Raw genomic sequence first — 15,041 nt, forward strand, 5'->3', positions numbered from 1 at the left:
CACGCAGCCCGATCATGACCAATATCGTCGTGCCGCGCAAGCCGGGCCGCCCGCGCAGCAAACCGGTAAACTGATGCGCAAACCGCAACATCAGAGACACCATGCTGATCAACTGTGCTGCATACCAGGACGGCCGCAAGCTGGCCGACATCGATATCGACGCCATCAGCGACTACGTGTCGAAGCCCGAATGCTTCGTGTGGGTCGCGCTGAAGGATCCGACACCCGAGGAAATCGACCTGATGGGCGAGGAGTTCGGGCTGCACGAGCTCGCACTCGAGGATGCCCGCAAGGGGCACCAGCGGCCGAAGATCGAGGAGTACGGCGATTCGCTGTTCGCGGTGCTGCATACGGTCGAGCTCGATGACGACGGCGAATTCAAGGTGGGCGAGCTGAACGTGTTCGTCGGCCCGAACTACGTGCTGTCGATCCGCAATCACACCGAGCAGGATTTCCGCGACGTGCGCAAGCGCTGCGAGCACGAGCCGCATCTGCTGCGGGAAGGCTCGGCGTTCGTGTTCTACGCGCTGATGGACCAGGTCGTCGACCGCTATTTCCCGATCCTCGAAACGCTCGGCACCGAACTCGAGGAACTCGAGGATCGGATCTTCGCGAAGGCCACGCCCGCGTCGTCGCGCGCGATCATCGAGGATCTCTATTCGCTGAAGCGCCGGCTCGTGACGCTGTACCAGCACACGGCGCCGCTGATCGAACCGCTCGCGAAACTCACCGGCGGACGCGTGCCGCAGGTCTGCAGCGGGATGGCGGCTTATTTCCGCGACGTGTACGACCATTTGCAGAGGATCGTGAAGACGATCGAAGGGCGCCGCGAGATGGTCGTCACGGCGATCCAGGTCAACCTCGGGATGATTTCGCTGGCCGAGAACGAAGTGACGAAGCGGCTCGGTTCGTTCGCCGCGCTGTTCGCGATACCGACGATGATCGCCGGCATCTACGGGATGAACTTCGCGAACATGCCCGAGTTGCACCTGAAATACGGTTTCTACGGCTGTATCGCGGTGATGGTCGTCGCCGACTTCGCGCTGTGGTGGCGCTTCAAGCGGGCAGGGTGGCTGTAGTCCTGCGTCGCGGCTAGCGCGGCGCGTGCTTGCCGATCACGACGCGCCACGGACGCACACGCCACGATTTCACGAGGCCGTTCTGCACATACGGATCGGCGCGCGCGAACGACTCGGCCGCCTCCGGCGAATCGCCTTCGAACACGAGCACGGCCTGGTCGGCCGGGTCCGACAGCGCGCCGGCGAGCACGAGTTCGCCGCGCTCGGTCGCGGCCTGTGCCAGCGCGAGATGTTCGGCGCGGAACGGTTCGCGCCGCGACAGGTAATCGTCGACGAGTTCGTAGATCAGCTGGTAATGCATGCGTGGCTCCGGGAAGGGGGCGGCGGCGCGGTCGTCGTGTCGGCTCGGCTGCCGGTCGGTCTGTTGCGGCCAGTATAGGACAGCCGGGTGGCCGGCGCGTCGCCACCGGGAGCGTAATCCTGTTCTCGAGATTGCAACTAACGGTCAGCCAACTCAGCGACCTGAAATCCTGACCGCGGTCGCGCCTTTGATCCCACCGCTTTTTCTTCTTGTTTCGCAGGGCCGGGAGACGCGGTTCGCATCGACGATGCGGTCACGTCTGCAGGGCAGGCCCTGGCGGAAGCTCGATGTATGCGCCGCGGCCGCACCGGCGGCCCGCGCCTACGCCTTGTATCCGATCGTGCGCAGCAGATCCTTGCGCCAGCGCACGTCGTCGTCGTTTTCGACGCCGAGCGGCGGAAAGCCGTCGACGACACCTGCGATCCCGCGCCCCTGCGCGCTTTCCGCGACGATCACGTCGGTCGGGTTCGCGGTCGCGCAGTAGATCCGGCAGACCTCCGGCACCGCCTTGATCGCATTGAGCACGTTGACCGGATAGAAACCGTCGCCGAGGAACACGATGAACGCGTGACCGGCGCCGATCGCAAGGGCGTTGCGGCACGCGAGCTCGACGAGTTCCGCATCGGTGCCGGAGCGGCGCACGAGACGCTTGCCCGATGCCTCGCAGAACGCGAGCCCGAAACGGATGCCCGGCACGGTGCCGACCAGCGTCTCGTGGATGTCCTCGACGGACTTGATGAAATGCGACTGGCCGAGGATGAAGTTCACGGCCTCGGGTTTGTCGATGGTGACGGTTTCGAATTGCAGCATGGCGGACCTCGTCTGGCGATGCGGCGCGCGCGCCGCAATGGGCTCTCCAAGCTTAGTACGCGGCGGCTGGCGTTGAAAGCGACGCGTCCTATCCTTGGTTGTGTAGGACGCGCGAGCGCGAATGCAACGGAGGGCAACATGGACGTGCGACACGGCTTCGTCGACTGCGTGGGACGCACGCCGTTGATCCGGCTGGCGAAGCTCAGCGCGGAAACGGGCTGCGAAATCCTGGGCAAGGCGGAATTCATGAATCCGGGCGGTTCGGTGAAGGATCGCGCGGCGCTCTACATCATCCGCGACGCCGAGCAGCGCGGCGCGCTGAAGCCGGGCGGCACCGTCGTCGAGGGCACGGCGGGCAACACGGGCATCGGTCTTGCGCATATCTGCGCGGCGCGCGGTTATCGCTGCGTGATCGTGATTCCCGACACGCAATCGCCGGACAAGATGGCGATCCTGCGCACGCTCGGCGCCGACGTGCGCCCGGTGCCGGCGGCGCCGTATCGCGACCCGAACAACTATCAGAAGATTGCCGGGCGGCTCGCGGACGAACTCGACAACGCGGTATGGGCCAACCAGTTCGACAACGTCGTCAACCTGCAGGCGCACTACGAGACGACCGGACCGGAAATCTGGCGCGATACGGCGGGCACGGTCGATGCGTTCGTCTGCGCAACCGGCACGGGCGGCACGCTGGCGGGCGTGAGCCGCTACCTGAAGGAGCAGAATCCTGAGGTCCGGATCGTGCTGGCCGATCCGCACGGAAGCGGGCTCTACGGTTACGTGAAAACGGGCGACCTCGGTGCCGAAGGCAGCTCGATCACCGAAGGCATCGGCTCGACGCGCGTCACCGCGAATCTGGCCGGCGCACCGATCGACGACGCCGTGAGGATCGACGATTCGCAGTGCGTGACGATGGTCTACCGGCTGCTGCGCGAAGAAGGGCTGTACGTCGGCGGATCGAGCGGAATCAACGTCGCGGCGGCGGTCTGGCTGGCCCGCAGGATGGGCCCGGGGCATACGATCGTGACTTTGCTGTGCGATCGCGGCGACATCTATCGTGCGCGGCTCTTCAACCGCGAATGGCTGCGCGAAAAGGGGCTGGAATCGGGGTTGGAACCAGAACGGGCACCCGAATGAGGAAGGGGTGAGGCGGCGTTTCCATTGGCTCGAATGCGACCTATGCTGAACAAATCCGGAGCGAACGCCGTTCGCCCGATTCGCCCAGACGAGGTGTGCCATGCCAGTATCAGCCACCCTGCAGGATTGCCTGCGCCAGAAGTCATCGCGGTACGAAGTGGTGTACCACCCCTATAGCCATACGAGCATGGAGACGGCCGCCGCCGCGCATATCCCCGGCGATCGCCTCGCGAAAACCGTGCTCCTCGAAGACGACGAAGGCTACGTCGCAGCCGTATTGCCGACCACGCACGCCGTGCGCCTGTCGGATCTCTGGGTGAAGACGGGACGCCATCTCGTGCTCGCCCGGGAGGTCGAACTGCGCGAGCTGTTCAAGGATTGCGACATGGGTGCACTGCCGCCGGTCTGCATGGCGTACGGCATGAAGACGTTTCTCGAGGAACGTCTCGCACAGCAGCCGGAAGTCTATTTCGAGGCCGGCGACCACGAAGCGCTGATCCACATGATGCAGGATGAATTCCTGACGCTGATGGAGGCGGCCGAGCGTGCGCATTTCTCGCACAAGATGCAGGGCATGCAGTCCTGACGCTTGCGGTGCACGGGCATTTGTCGGTGCGAGTGTGACAGGGTTGCAGGTCTTGTCAGCGGGATGGCCGTCGGATAGTTAATTCGCCATCCGAATTTTTTGGCGGCGTATTTACGGCGGCCGACCAATCATGAATTTAAGTCGCATTCCAGATTAACTGTTCTGATACCTCTGGTTCGGCATCTCCGGTGCGCCATCCTTGAGGAAACGATCCCGGCCAGTTCGAGGCGGTCGGCCGGCATGTCCGTCGACATGCGGGCGATGACGAGGCGGGGGATGCATCCTCGAGGTTACTTTCCGAACGCCCTTTTTTGGTGCGGTGCAGGAGATATGCCGATATTTATGTTGAAGCGGATCAATATCCGTTTTCGCATATACCCATACAATTAAATTACCAAATTAATAATAAAAGTTGTATTTGTGCTTACCGGAATATTATTTGAATACCCCCTCCAAACTTTGTATTCGGGTATCAAATAAAGTTTGACGGCAAAATTTTTTCCTTGCTATCTTCTGCACCCAAGTGAACGGCGCCAATGACATCACCGCGTAACGAACGGTGAATCGTCATACGAAACGCGCGGCGCCGCCCGCTCAGCTGACAATTGCCTGAACGTGCAGGCGCGTGGTTTTCCGGTGCAACACCGGGCCGCGCCGGCCGGAACGATTCCTTGAAAAAGAGTGTATTGGAATTCGAATGCAATTCTTTCAATTCGGATTGCAAATTGAATTTGAAATGAAATGTTCGGGTAGATGCGATGGCGATGCCGACCTGGCTTCGCCGCCGGCAGCAATCCGAAACTGGGCGAATCGCTTGGGGGATGGATGGTGGGCATGAAAGTCGAAGAAAGTCTGGTTACGTCGAACAGCGGACTGGCTACGCTGGGCCGTCCGCGAGAGTTCGGCAAGAAGCAACAGAATCCGGTACGCCGGTTCGGCGGCGTCGGAATCGTCCTGGTGCTGCATGCAGTGCTGATCTACGCGTTGCTCAACGGCCTGGCGACGAAAGTCGTGCAGGTGATCCAGCACCCGATCGAAACCCGCATCATCGAGCCGGTCAAGCCGCCGCCGCCACCGCCGATGCCCGTGGTCAAACTCCCGCCGCCGAAGTTCGCGCCGCCGCCGCCCCCGTTCGTCCCGCCGCCGGAAGTGCCGGTGCAGTCGCCGCCGCAGGCGACGATCACGCACCAGTCGGCCCCGGTACCCTCCGCGCCGGCCGTGCAGGCACCGGTCGTGGCGCCCCCGGCGCCGGCCAAGCCCGTCAGCCATGACGTGGGTGTCGTCTGCCCGAATTCGGACGCGCTTCGCGCGTCGATCCAGTATCCGAAGGAAGCGCAGGAAAACAACATCACGGGTGACGTAACGATCGAATTCGTCGTGGATGCGGAAGGGAACATCACGAACGAGCGCGTGGCGCAGTCGGCAGATCCGGTCCTCGATCGCGCTGCCTACAACACCGTAAAACGATTCAAGTGCGTCGCGCAGGGCCAGTCGGTGCGGGTCCAGGTACCGTTCTCGTTCAATCTGAATTGATGCAGTGGGCGGCCCGGCGCGAACCGGGTCGGGAAAAACCATCACGAACTGCCGTATTAAGTTCACCGAAATAACTGGAGTGGGGTATGACGAAGCGTTCACTGGCCGCGTTGGCGGCAAGCATCCTGATGTCCGTCGTCGCAGTCGACGGGTTCGTTGCGCCGCAGCTCGCCCATGCGCAGGCAAGCGGCGCGGCCGGCACGGCGGCACAGGCCGCGGCGCCGTCTGCCGTACCGGCCACGGCTCCGGCCGCCGCCGAACCGGCTCCGCCGCCCGCGCCGGCCACGACGGAAGCGGTCGAGAACCCGTACGGGCTCGGCGCGCTATGGAAGAACGGCGACTTCGTCGCCCGTTTCGTGCTGATCCTGCTGGTGATCATGTCGATGGGGAGCTGGTACATCATGATCACGAAGTTCCTGGAACAGTTGCGCGCCAACCGCCGCGCGAAACTGGCAGATGCGCAGCTCTGGTCCGCACCGTCGCTAGCCGAGGGCGCCAGGCTCCTCGACGAGGCGTCACCGTTCCGGTTCATCGCCGAAACGGCGATCGAGGCCGGCGAGCATCATGAAGATGCGCTGCTTGAAGCCGTGGACCGCAACACGTGGATCGACGTATCGGTCGAGCGCTCGATCACGAACGTGTCGAACCGGATGCAGGACGGGCTCGCATTCCTGGCCACGGTGGGCTCCACGGCGCCGTTCGTCGGGCTGTTCGGCACGGTCTGGGGGATTTATCACGCGCTGACCGCCATCGGCATCGCCGGCCAGGCGTCGATCGACAAGGTCGCGGGCCCGGTGGGCGAGGCGCTCATCATGACCGCGATCGGCCTCGCCGTCGCGGTGCCCGCGGTGCTCGGCTACAACTTCCTGGTCCGGCGCAACAAGTCGGTGATGGAGCGGGTTCGCAACTTCGGCGCGCAACTGCACACGGTGCTGCTGGCCGGCAATCGGCGCCCGGTACGCGCGGCGTCCTCGTCGCCGGCCGCGGCGTCGCTCGCGAACTGACCGGCCGACGGAGACGCGCGATGGCCATGAACGTCGGGCAGGACGATAGCGACGAGGTGATCGCCAACATCAACACGACGCCGCTCGTCGACGTGATGCTGGTGTTGCTGATCATCTTCCTGATCACGATCCCGGTCGTGACGCACACGATCCAGCTTCAGTTGCCGAAGGAGACGGTGCAACCGCTGCAGACGACGCCGAAGAGCATCGAGATCGCGGTGAACCGCGATGGCGACTTCTTCTGGGGCGAACAGCTGGTGGATGCGCAGACACTGCTCGCGAAGCTGAAGGACGTGTCGCAGCAACGGCCGCAGCCGAGCGTCCACGTGCGCGGCGACCAGAACACGCGTTACGAGTTCATCGGCCGGGTGGTCACGATGTGCGAGCGCGCGGGGATTGCGAAACTGTCGTTCATTACGGAGCCGCCCGCGCGCGGCGGCTAGTCGTGGACGGGAATCTTGGTGAGAGGGCGGGCTGGCGGCTGGGGTTGATGCACTGACGCTGGTCGGCCTTGGGGCATGGGGTCGGCGTAGGTGCTGAAGCATTAATGCTGATCGACTGCAAAGCATGGGACCAGCGTAAGTGCTAAAGCACCAACGCTGATCGACCGCGAAGCATGGGATCAGCGTAAGCGCTGAAGCACCAACGCTGATCGACTGCGAAGCATGGGACCAGCGTAAGTGCTAAAGCACGAACGCTGATCGACCGCGAAGCATGGGATCAGCGTAAGTGCTAAAGCACTAACGCTGATCGACAGGAGTCGACGATGGGAATGAATGTGCCTTCGGGCGGAAGCAATGCCGAACCGGAAGTGATGGTCGATATCAACACCACGCCGCTGATCGATGTGATGCTGGTGTTGCTGATCATGCTGATCATCACGATCCCGATTCAGATGCATTCGGTGAAGATGGACCTGCCGGTGGGTAACCCGCCGCCGCCGGCCACGCCGCCGGAAATCGTGCAGATCGACATCGACTTCGACGGCACGACGACGTGGAACGGCGCACCGGTGCCGGACCGCACGGCGCTCGAGGCGAAACTGACCCAGGTGGCGGCGGAACCCGTGCAGGCGGAAATCCACCTGCGCCCCAACAAGCTGGTGCCGTACAAGGACGTGGCCGCCGTGCTCGCGTCCGCGCAACGCGTGGGCGCGACCAAGATCGGCCTGATCGGTAACGAACAGTTCATGCAATGACGACACGGACGAGCCGATGAACCAGCGACGATGGAAACGGATGATGGCGGTGGCGGCGCTCGGCGCGGCAGGCTTGCTCGGACGCCCGGCATTACCGGCGGACGCGCTGCGGCCGGACGTGGCAAAGCCATTGGCGGCCGCACAGGACCTGTACCGGGCGCACAAGTATCGCGATGCACTGGGCAAGATCGCCCAGGCGGCGGCCGTGCCGAACCGGACGCCGTACGAAACCTACATGGTGGAGGAGATGCGCGGCGCGGCCGCGATGGCGGCAGGCGATTCCGGCACGGCCGCGCAGGCCTACGAGGCCGTGCTGAACTCGGGGCGGCTGTCGGGCGAGGACGAGCAGCGGACCACGGCGGCACTGGCCGGCATCTACTTCCAGCAGAAGAACTACCCGCTGGCGATCCGGATTGCACAGCGTTACCTGAAGGCAGGCGGATCCGATCCGGAAATGCGCACGCTGCTCACGCAGTCGTACTACCTGTCGAACGATTGCACACCGCTCGTGAGCCAGTTGAAAGCGAGCACCGACGCGCAGGCGAACGGCGGACACGCGCCGGATGAAGGGCAGTTGCAGATGCTTGCGACCTGCGCGCAGAAAGTGAAGGACGGCAACGCGTATCGCGGTGCGCTCGGGCTGCTGGTGGCTTACCACCCGAGCCCCGCGTACTGGGACGAAATGGTCACGGCGATTCGCGGCAACCCGGGGTATCTGCCGTCACTCGATCTCGACATCTACCGGTTGCGCCGGGCGACGGGCTCGCTCGCGACAGCCGACGCGTACATGGAAATGACGCAACTCGCGCTGGTGGCAGGGTCGCCCGCTGAAGGCAAGCAGGTGATCGACCAGGGGTTCGCGTCCGGCGTACTCGGCAAGGACGCACAGGCGGATCGCGAGAAGCGGCTGCAGGCGCTCGCGGCTAAGCGCGCGCAGTCGGGCGGGGAAGCCGCGACGCCGGCTTCGCCGATCGACGCGGGTATGAACCTCGTCTTCGCAGGCAAGGCGCAGCAGGGCCTGCCGATGATGGAGCAGGCGATCGCGAAGGGCGGACTCGAGCATCCGGACGCGGCGCGACTGCGGCTCGGCGAGGCGTATTACGTGGCCGGTCAGAAGGCGCGGGCGGTCCAGGTGCTGCGCACGGTCAAGGGCACCGACGGTTCCGCCGACCTCGCACGGCTCTGGACAGTGGTGGCATCCCGCTAACGCAACGCACGGGCACGACGGCTCGCGGCGCGGGAGCGGGCGTGGTCGGTGAGCGGAAATCGATGCTCCGATCAGACGGCACCGATGCATGAAGGGCAGGTCAGCCGAGGGAAAAGGGGCAGCCTTGTTGATTAGTAAACCGAATGAAATGTGCGGGATCGGCGAGGCCGCTCGATGCGGGTGCCGCGCCGCACCACGCGTGGCGTGCACGCCGCGACAGCGTGCAGCCGGGTATCGCGCCGGGCCGGTCGCGTCATGGCATCGGTCGAGGCTTGACGACATCAAACCGATTTCGACTGCGAGGGTCCGTCTTTCCATGGTTTTGCCCCCTGATGAGTCGGTGCTCGTCGCCGTGTCGCTAGGCAACAAGATCCGGGCGCTGCGCCAGCGCCTGAAACTTACGCTCGACGAAACGTCGACGATCGCCGGCATTTCGAAGCCGTTCCTGTCGCAGGTCGAGCGTGGGCGGGCGACGCCGTCGATCACGTCGCTGGTCCGGATCGCAAAGGCGTTGGGCGTGACGATGCAGTACTTCATCGACACGCCGACGGAGGCGCGCTCGGTATGCCGCGGCAATGCGCTGCAGTATTTCCAGTTCACCAACTCGGCCAGCCGGTTCGCCCGGCTGACGAATCTGGTGGACGGCCGCAAGCTCGACGCGATCCTCGTCAGGATGCCGGCGGGGCAGTTGTCGTCCGAGATGACGACGCACGCGGGCGAGGAGTTCGTCTATGTGTTGCGCGGGCAAGTGGCGCTGACGCTCGAGGATTGCACGTTCACGCTGAACGAGGGCGATACCGCGCATTACGAGTCGACGATGCCGCATGCATGGCGCAACACGGCCGACGAAGAGGCGGTGATCGTCTGGGTCGGCACGCCCAGGCTGTTCTAGCAAGGGCGGCCGGCGCGGCGGGCCGTCAGGAAGGAGAGGTACCCGATCGGTAGCGGATGCCGGTCGAATCGGCAGGAAGCAGGTAATGCGCTCAATGTAGGTGTTTAGTATGGCGAATCAAAATAGAAAATGACGGTGATGCTGAATGGTGCTGGTGCCCCGAAGCCGAGCCGTTCGAGTCGTGGCGGTAGAAGACGTGGCAATCGAAGGCGTGGCAATCGCGGGTTCCGTTACACGGTCACCCAGGACGCGCAAGGAATTCACAAGGTTCCGGCGCGCAGCAGGTGGGGTCTTACTACGAGCGAGAGGGAACAAGATGAAGCAGAGAGTTTTGGCGTTGGCCATCAAGAGGATAGTCTGGGCGGAGCTGGCGCTGACGGCGGCATTGGTGCCGCCGGCGTTTGCCCAGAGCCAGCCGGCGCCGGGCGCCGTCGCGATCGCGGATGCGGTCGCGAACGGCGCGCCCGTGACCGTTGCACAGGCGGGCGGCACGCCGGATGCCGCCGCTGCCACGGGCGCCGCGGCGCCCGACGCGGCAGCGGGCGCCGCAACAGAGGCCACGCCCGCCGCACCCGGCGCGAACGGGCAGGGCAAGGTCGCGCAGATCAAGCGCTTCGAAGTGACGGGTTCGCTGATCCGGCAGGCCGACAAGACCGGTTTCCAGCAGGTGCAGACGATCACGCCCAAGGAAATCCAGGCCAGCGGCGCGGTGACCGTCACCGACTTCCTGCGCGATGCGGCGGCCAACTCGGCGAACAGCTGGGGTGAAGGGCAATCGGGCAACTTCGCGGCCGGCGCGGCCGGTATCGCGCTGCGCGGCCTGTCCGAGAAGTACACGCTCGTGATGGTCGACGGCCAGCGCGTCGCACCTTACGCATTCTTCTCGAACAGCGTCGACTCGTTCTTCGACCTCAACACGATCCCGCTCAACGATATCGAGCGGATCGAAATCGTGAAGACGGGCGCCGTGTCGCAGTATGGTTCGGACGCGATCGGCGGGGTCGTCAACATCATCACGAAACACAATTTCCGCGGCCTGCAGCTCGACGGCAGCCTCGGCAGCGCGATCAATGCCGGCAACGGCGACGGCACGACGAAGTTCGGCGTGCTCGGCGGCTTCGGCGACCTGAACGCCGACCGCTTCAACGTGACGGCCGCGCTCAGCTACTACAAGTCGAACGGCTTCACGCTGGCCGATCGCGATTCGACGCGCAACCAGGACTTCACGGGCAAGCCGGGCGGCTTCTCGCTGCTCGCGCCGTCGTACTGGAACATGCCCGGTGGTGTCGCGCAGGCGCTGAGCGGGGGCTGTCCGTTCGGCGGCTCGGTCCATCAGGCCGCGTCGAATTCGCTGTCGTCCGGATCGCCGGGCACGATCTGCGCGTACAACACGGCTGAAAGCACGTCGATCCTGCCGATGACCGAGCGCCTGAACGCAAAGCTCCACGGGGACTTCAAGATCGACGACAAGACGACCGCGTTCGCGGATTTCCTCGAGAGCTACAACACGACCACGACCAACGACGGCCTGTGGAACAACGTGATCGGCAACCCGCAGAACCCGGCGCTCGTCTGGAATCCGCAGACGAAGCTGCTGTCGCCGTTCAACTACACGGTACCGGTCAGCAACCCGTACAACACGACGGGCGCGGCCACGCCGCTCACCTACGCGTTTCCGAACACGGTCGCGCAGAAGACCTGGGCGAACTACTGGCGTGCGGCCGCCGGCATCAAGGGGTCGTTCACGCTGCCGTACGGCGACTGGGACTGGGCGACGTCGGTCAGCCACTCGCAGAGCACGGTGTCGAACGTGTTCACGAACCAGCTGAACGTCAACGCGCTGAACAACATCTACCAGAACGGCACGCTGAACTTCGCGAACCCGGCGGCGACGCCGAACGCGTTCAACGGGCTGTTCCAGGAAGCGAACAACCTCGGCATCTCGAAGCTCGACACGATCGATGCGACGCTGTCGACGCCGAACCTGTTCCATCTGCCGGCCGGCGACGTCGGGATCGGTTTCGGCGCGCAGTTCACGCACCAGAGCGAAGTGCTGACGCCGGGCTCCGAATACCTGAGCGGGGCGGTCGTTACCCCGGACCTCGAGACGGTGAACGGCCAGCGCAACGTCGCGGCCGTCTATTACCAGATCAACGTGCCGATCCTCGAGAACCTGACGTTCAGCCAGGCCGGCCGCTATGACCACTACACGGACGTGGGTGGTGCCTTCTCGCCGCGCTTCGCGTTGCGCTACCAGCCGATCAAGGCCCTCACGCTGTATACGTCGTACAACCGCGGCTTCCGCGCGCCGACCTTCGTCGAGGACAGCAAGTCGCAGACGCTCGGCATCCAGGTCGATCCGGCCACCGGCCAGAACTACACGTCGATCACCGTCGGCAACCCGAACCTCGCGCCGGAACGCACGCGCAACTTCAACATCGGCTTCCAGGTATCGCCGAGCCGCTACACGGATCTCGGCTTCGACTGGTACAAGATCCGCATCGACAACGTGATCGGCCAGGGCGCGCCGTCGCAGGTCGTGACCGATCCGACGACGGGCCAGCTGCTGTACAAGATGATTCCGTACCAGAACCTCGGTTACCTCGACACGAACGGCTTCGAAGGCACGTTCCGCCAGGGCTTGCCGCTCAAGGGCTGGGGCACGGTCACGCTGTCGGGCGACTGGGCGTACATCAACAGCTACAAGATCGGCTTCCCGGGCGGCACGCCGGTCAACGGCGCGGGCAACAACTTCACGATCACGCAGCCGTTCGGCGGCAGCTTCCCGCGCTGGCGCGGCAACACGACGCTGGACTGGAACTACCGGAAGTTCGATGCGGCGCTGACGTGGCAGTTCACGGGCCCGTACGCGCAGAACCTGCTGCCGGCGCCCGCGCCGTCGAAGGTCGGCTCGTACAGCCAGTTCAACCTGATGATGACGTACACGGGCTTCAAGAACTGGACGATCTACGGCGGCATCAACAACCTCTTCAACCGCACGCCGCCGTACGACCCGATCTTCGCGAACGGCACGCTGGACCAGAGCGGGTACGACACGTCGGTGTATTCATACATCGGCCGGTTCGCGCAGGTCGGCGCGACGTACAAGTTCTGACGGCGATCGTTATGCGCTGACAGGCTTTGGACAGGCCGCTCCACGTCCACTACCCCCTTTTCGGGGCGGCCTTTTTTCGCCTGGCGCCACGACGTCCCGCAACCGGGCCGCGCGGCGGCGCAGTTGATCCGATCGTGTACAGCACGAACCCCACGCGGGACGCGGCCGGCATGCGGCGTCCGGCACAGGCATCGACCGTGCGCAGGCAGCGCGCCCGCACGCTTCCGGACAGACTGACCATGAGACTGTTGAATGGGCGACGGGCACGCGTGCCGCGCCACTCGCACCTGAAGCGCCTGAAGCGCACGCATGCGCGGATGCGTGCCGCCACGCGCGCCGCGCTGCTTGCGTGCGCCGCGTGGCTCGTGTCGGGCGGCGTCATGCCGCAGGCCGCGCTCGCCGTGCCGGCGATCTCGCAATACGACCACCCGAAGTATCCGCCGGGCTTCACGCATTTCGACTACGCGAATCCGGATGCGCCGGACAGCGGCACGCTCGATTTCGAAAACTACGACGAAGCGCAAAGCTACGACTCGCTGAACCCGTTTCTCGTGCGCGGCTCGCCTGCGCCGGACATCAAGAACCTGATGTTCGACACGCTGATGCAGCGCAGCTGGGACGAGCTCGCATCCGAATACGCGCTGATCGCCGACGACGTCGAGGTCGCGCCCGACGGGCTGTCGGCGACGTTCCACCTCGATCCGGCGGCACGCTTCTCGAACGGCGACCCGGTCACCGCGGCCGACGTCAGGTATTCGTTCGATACGCTGACGAGCCCGCAGGCCTCGCCGCTGTACAACGCGCAGTTCTCGATCATCAGGCGTGCGGTGGTCGTCGACGGCCACACGGTGCGCTTCGAGTTCAAGCATGCGGAGCGCGACGCCGCGCTGATCGCGGGCGACCTGCCGGTGTTCTCGCCGAAGTGGGGGCAGCGTGCGGACGGCACGCGGCCGCCGTTCGACCAGATCGCAACGGTGCCGCCGATCGCGAGCGGCCCGTACCTGATCGAGCAGCGCAAGAACGACAAGCAGATCGTCTATGTGCGCAACCCGCACTACTGGGCGGCGAACCTGCCGTCGCGACGCGGCATGTTCCGCTTCGCGCGCGTGTCGTTCAAGCTGTACCTGGATCAGTACACGGCGCTCGAGGCGTTCAAGGCCGGCGACATCGACGCGCGCATGGAATACAGCGCGACGCAGTGGGCGCGCAAGTACGTCGGCAAGAACTTCCGCAACGGCATGCTCGAGCGCGGCGAGTTTCCTGACGGCCCCGCGCAGATGCAGGGCTTCCTGATCAACATGCGCAAGCCGATGTTCCGGGACGTGCGGGTGCGGCACGCGCTCGCGCTGGCGTTCGACTTCGACTGGATGAGCCGGATGATGTTCTACGGGCAGTATCGCCGTACCAACAGCTTCTGGGAGGCGAGCCCGTTCGCGGCAACCGGCATGCCGAGCGAGAAGGAGCGCGCGTTGCTCGAACCGTTCCGCTCGACGCTGCCCGCGGAGGTGTTCGGCCCGATGGTCCGGCAGCCGTCGACGCTGCCGCCCGACTCGTTGCGTGCGAACCTGAAGCAGGCGCGCGACCTGCTCGCGCAGGCCGGCTGGCGTTACCGCGACGGCGCGCTGCGCGACGCGAACGGCACGCCGATGACGATCGAGATCATCGACGACCAGCCCGGCATGGACCGCCTGATCCTGCCGTACACGCAGGCGCTCGCGATGCTCGGCATCCACGCGTACCTGCGCGAGATCGACAGCGCGGTCTACCTGAAGCGGCTCGACAACTTCGAGTACGACATGACGACGTACATCTACCTGCCCGTGACGATCCCGGGTGCGGAGCTGACGCGCCGCTTCGGCAGCGCGGCCGCGTCGGAGCCGGGATCCGAGAACTATCCGGGCGTGAAGTCGAAGGCGGTCGACGCGCTGATCCGCGCGGCGCTCGCCGCCGACACGCTCGACGATCTCGAGACGGCCACGCACGCGCTCGATCGCGTGCTGATTAACCTGTACGCGCTGATCCCGCAGTATTACCTGCCGAATGCGCGGATCGCGTACAAGGCGACGCTCGGCCACCCGGCGATCGTGCCGAATTCCTACCAGTACGAAGACTGGATCATCGACTACTGGTACGTGAAGCATCCGGCGGCGAAACCCATGCCGGCGGCCTGACGGGGGAA

14 protein-coding genes are annotated in these 15,041 nt (G+C 64.8%); 11 read left to right on the forward strand and 3 right to left on the reverse strand.

Going from position 1 to position 15,041, the window contains the following annotated elements:
• Positions 1–101: 101 nt before the first annotated feature.
• Positions 102–1,079 (forward strand): magnesium/cobalt transporter CorA, encoded by a 978-nt coding sequence (gene corA, locus E9536_RS11180; protein ID WP_027787325.1) that lies wholly within the window; start codon positions 102–104, stop codon positions 1,077–1,079.
• A gap of 13 nt (positions 1,080–1,092) precedes the next feature.
• On the opposite strand, the gene E9536_RS11185 is transcribed toward corA, so the two are convergent.
• Entirely contained in the window at positions 1,093–1,380 is a 288-nt protein-coding gene (locus E9536_RS11185; protein WP_021160928.1) for a YciI-like protein, read from the reverse strand.
• Positions 1,381–1,701: 321 nt separating this feature from the next.
• Positions 1,702–2,190 carry an adenosine-specific kinase gene (locus E9536_RS11190; RefSeq protein WP_091923283.1) on the reverse strand — a complete coding sequence of 163 codons (489 nt, stop codon included), beginning with the start codon at positions 2,188–2,190 and terminating at the stop codon, positions 1,702–1,704.
• Positions 2,191–2,328: 138 nt separating this feature from the next.
• Here E9536_RS11190 and E9536_RS11195 point away from each other — a divergent pair, with 138 nt between their 5' ends.
• On the forward strand, positions 2,329–3,327 hold the full coding sequence (locus E9536_RS11195; RefSeq protein WP_136469857.1) for a cysteine synthase A: 999 nt from the start codon (positions 2,329–2,331) through the stop codon (positions 3,325–3,327).
• Between the two features lie 100 nt (positions 3,328–3,427).
• Complete coding sequence (locus tag E9536_RS11200) at positions 3,428–3,913, forward strand: YbaK/EbsC family protein (RefSeq protein ID WP_136469858.1); 486 nt, start codon at positions 3,428–3,430, stop codon at positions 3,911–3,913.
• Between the two features lie 472 nt (positions 3,914–4,385).
• Here the strand turns inward: E9536_RS11200 and E9536_RS11205 are convergent, their stop codons facing one another.
• Positions 4,386–4,625 (reverse strand): hypothetical protein, encoded by a 240-nt coding sequence (locus E9536_RS11205; RefSeq protein ID WP_124536505.1) that lies wholly within the window; start codon positions 4,623–4,625, stop codon positions 4,386–4,388.
• Positions 4,626–4,747: 122 nt separating this feature from the next.
• Between E9536_RS11205 and E9536_RS11210 the strand changes: the two genes are divergently transcribed.
• From E9536_RS11210 to E9536_RS11245, 8 genes are all read left to right on the forward strand, one after another.
• Complete coding sequence (locus E9536_RS11210) at positions 4,748–5,446, forward strand: energy transducer TonB (RefSeq protein WP_136469871.1); 699 nt, start codon at positions 4,748–4,750, stop codon at positions 5,444–5,446.
• Between the two features lie 86 nt (positions 5,447–5,532).
• Complete coding sequence (locus E9536_RS11215; protein ID WP_136469859.1) at positions 5,533–6,450, forward strand: MotA/TolQ/ExbB proton channel family protein; 918 nt, start codon at positions 5,533–5,535, stop codon at positions 6,448–6,450.
• Positions 6,451–6,470: 20 nt separating this feature from the next.
• The gene (locus E9536_RS11220; RefSeq protein WP_136469860.1) at positions 6,471–6,893 is read left to right on the forward strand and encodes a biopolymer transporter ExbD; all 423 of its coding nucleotides are present in this window, start codon (positions 6,471–6,473) and stop codon (positions 6,891–6,893) included.
• A 323-nt stretch (positions 6,894–7,216) separates the two neighbouring features.
• The gene (locus E9536_RS11225; RefSeq protein ID WP_048022780.1) at positions 7,217–7,648 is read left to right on the forward strand and encodes a biopolymer transporter ExbD; all 432 of its coding nucleotides are present in this window, start codon (positions 7,217–7,219) and stop codon (positions 7,646–7,648) included.
• 16 nt (positions 7,649–7,664) lie between these two features.
• Positions 7,665–8,855 carry a tetratricopeptide repeat protein gene (locus tag E9536_RS11230; RefSeq protein ID WP_136469861.1) on the forward strand — a complete coding sequence of 397 codons (1,191 nt, stop codon included), beginning with the start codon at positions 7,665–7,667 and terminating at the stop codon, positions 8,853–8,855.
• 316 nt (positions 8,856–9,171) lie between these two features.
• Complete coding sequence (locus tag E9536_RS11235; protein ID WP_027787334.1) at positions 9,172–9,747, forward strand: cupin domain-containing protein; 576 nt, start codon at positions 9,172–9,174, stop codon at positions 9,745–9,747.
• Between the two features lie 316 nt (positions 9,748–10,063).
• Positions 10,064–12,862 (forward strand): TonB-dependent receptor, encoded by a 2,799-nt coding sequence (locus tag E9536_RS11240; protein WP_060084925.1) that lies wholly within the window; start codon positions 10,064–10,066, stop codon positions 12,860–12,862.
• 317 nt (positions 12,863–13,179) lie between these two features.
• Positions 13,180–15,033: an extracellular solute-binding protein gene (locus E9536_RS11245; protein ID WP_136469872.1), complete on the forward strand. Its 1,854-nt coding sequence runs from the start codon at positions 13,180–13,182 to the stop codon at positions 15,031–15,033.
• Positions 15,034–15,041: the final 8 nt, after the last annotated feature.

The sequence above is a fragment of the Burkholderia sp. LS-044 genome, from assembly GCF_004803625.1.
Lineage (GTDB): Bacteria > Pseudomonadota > Gammaproteobacteria > Burkholderiales > Burkholderiaceae > Burkholderia > Burkholderia cepacia.

Bases quoted from the DNA above. Each gene is read 5' to 3' on its own strand.
- E9536_RS11245 (WP_136469872.1), top strand. From the start codon at position 13,180: ATGCGTGCCGCCACGCGCGCCGCGCTGCTTGCGTGCGCCGCGTGGCTC.
- E9536_RS11225 (WP_048022780.1), top strand. From the start codon at position 7,217: ATGGGAATGAATGTGCCTTCGGGCGGAAGCAATGCCGAACCGGAAGTG.
- E9536_RS11235 (WP_027787334.1), top strand. From the start codon at position 9,172: ATGGTTTTGCCCCCTGATGAGTCGGTGCTCGTCGCCGTGTCGCTAGGC.
- E9536_RS11200 (WP_136469858.1), top strand. From the start codon at position 3,428: ATGCCAGTATCAGCCACCCTGCAGGATTGCCTGCGCCAGAAGTCATCG.
- E9536_RS11185 (WP_021160928.1), bottom strand. From the start codon at position 1,380: ATGCATTACCAGCTGATCTACGAACTCGTCGACGATTACCTGTCGCGG.
- E9536_RS11210 (WP_136469871.1), top strand. From the start codon at position 4,748: ATGAAAGTCGAAGAAAGTCTGGTTACGTCGAACAGCGGACTGGCTACG.
- E9536_RS11190 (WP_091923283.1), bottom strand. From the start codon at position 2,190: ATGCTGCAATTCGAAACCGTCACCATCGACAAACCCGAGGCCGTGAAC.
- corA (WP_027787325.1), top strand. From the start codon at position 102: ATGCTGATCAACTGTGCTGCATACCAGGACGGCCGCAAGCTGGCCGAC.
- E9536_RS11240 (WP_060084925.1), top strand. From the start codon at position 10,064: ATGAAGCAGAGAGTTTTGGCGTTGGCCATCAAGAGGATAGTCTGGGCG.
- E9536_RS11220 (WP_136469860.1), top strand. From the start codon at position 6,471: ATGGCCATGAACGTCGGGCAGGACGATAGCGACGAGGTGATCGCCAAC.
- E9536_RS11230 (WP_136469861.1), top strand. From the start codon at position 7,665: ATGAACCAGCGACGATGGAAACGGATGATGGCGGTGGCGGCGCTCGGC.
- E9536_RS11215 (WP_136469859.1), top strand. From the start codon at position 5,533: ATGACGAAGCGTTCACTGGCCGCGTTGGCGGCAAGCATCCTGATGTCC.
- E9536_RS11195 (WP_136469857.1), top strand. From the start codon at position 2,329: ATGGACGTGCGACACGGCTTCGTCGACTGCGTGGGACGCACGCCGTTG.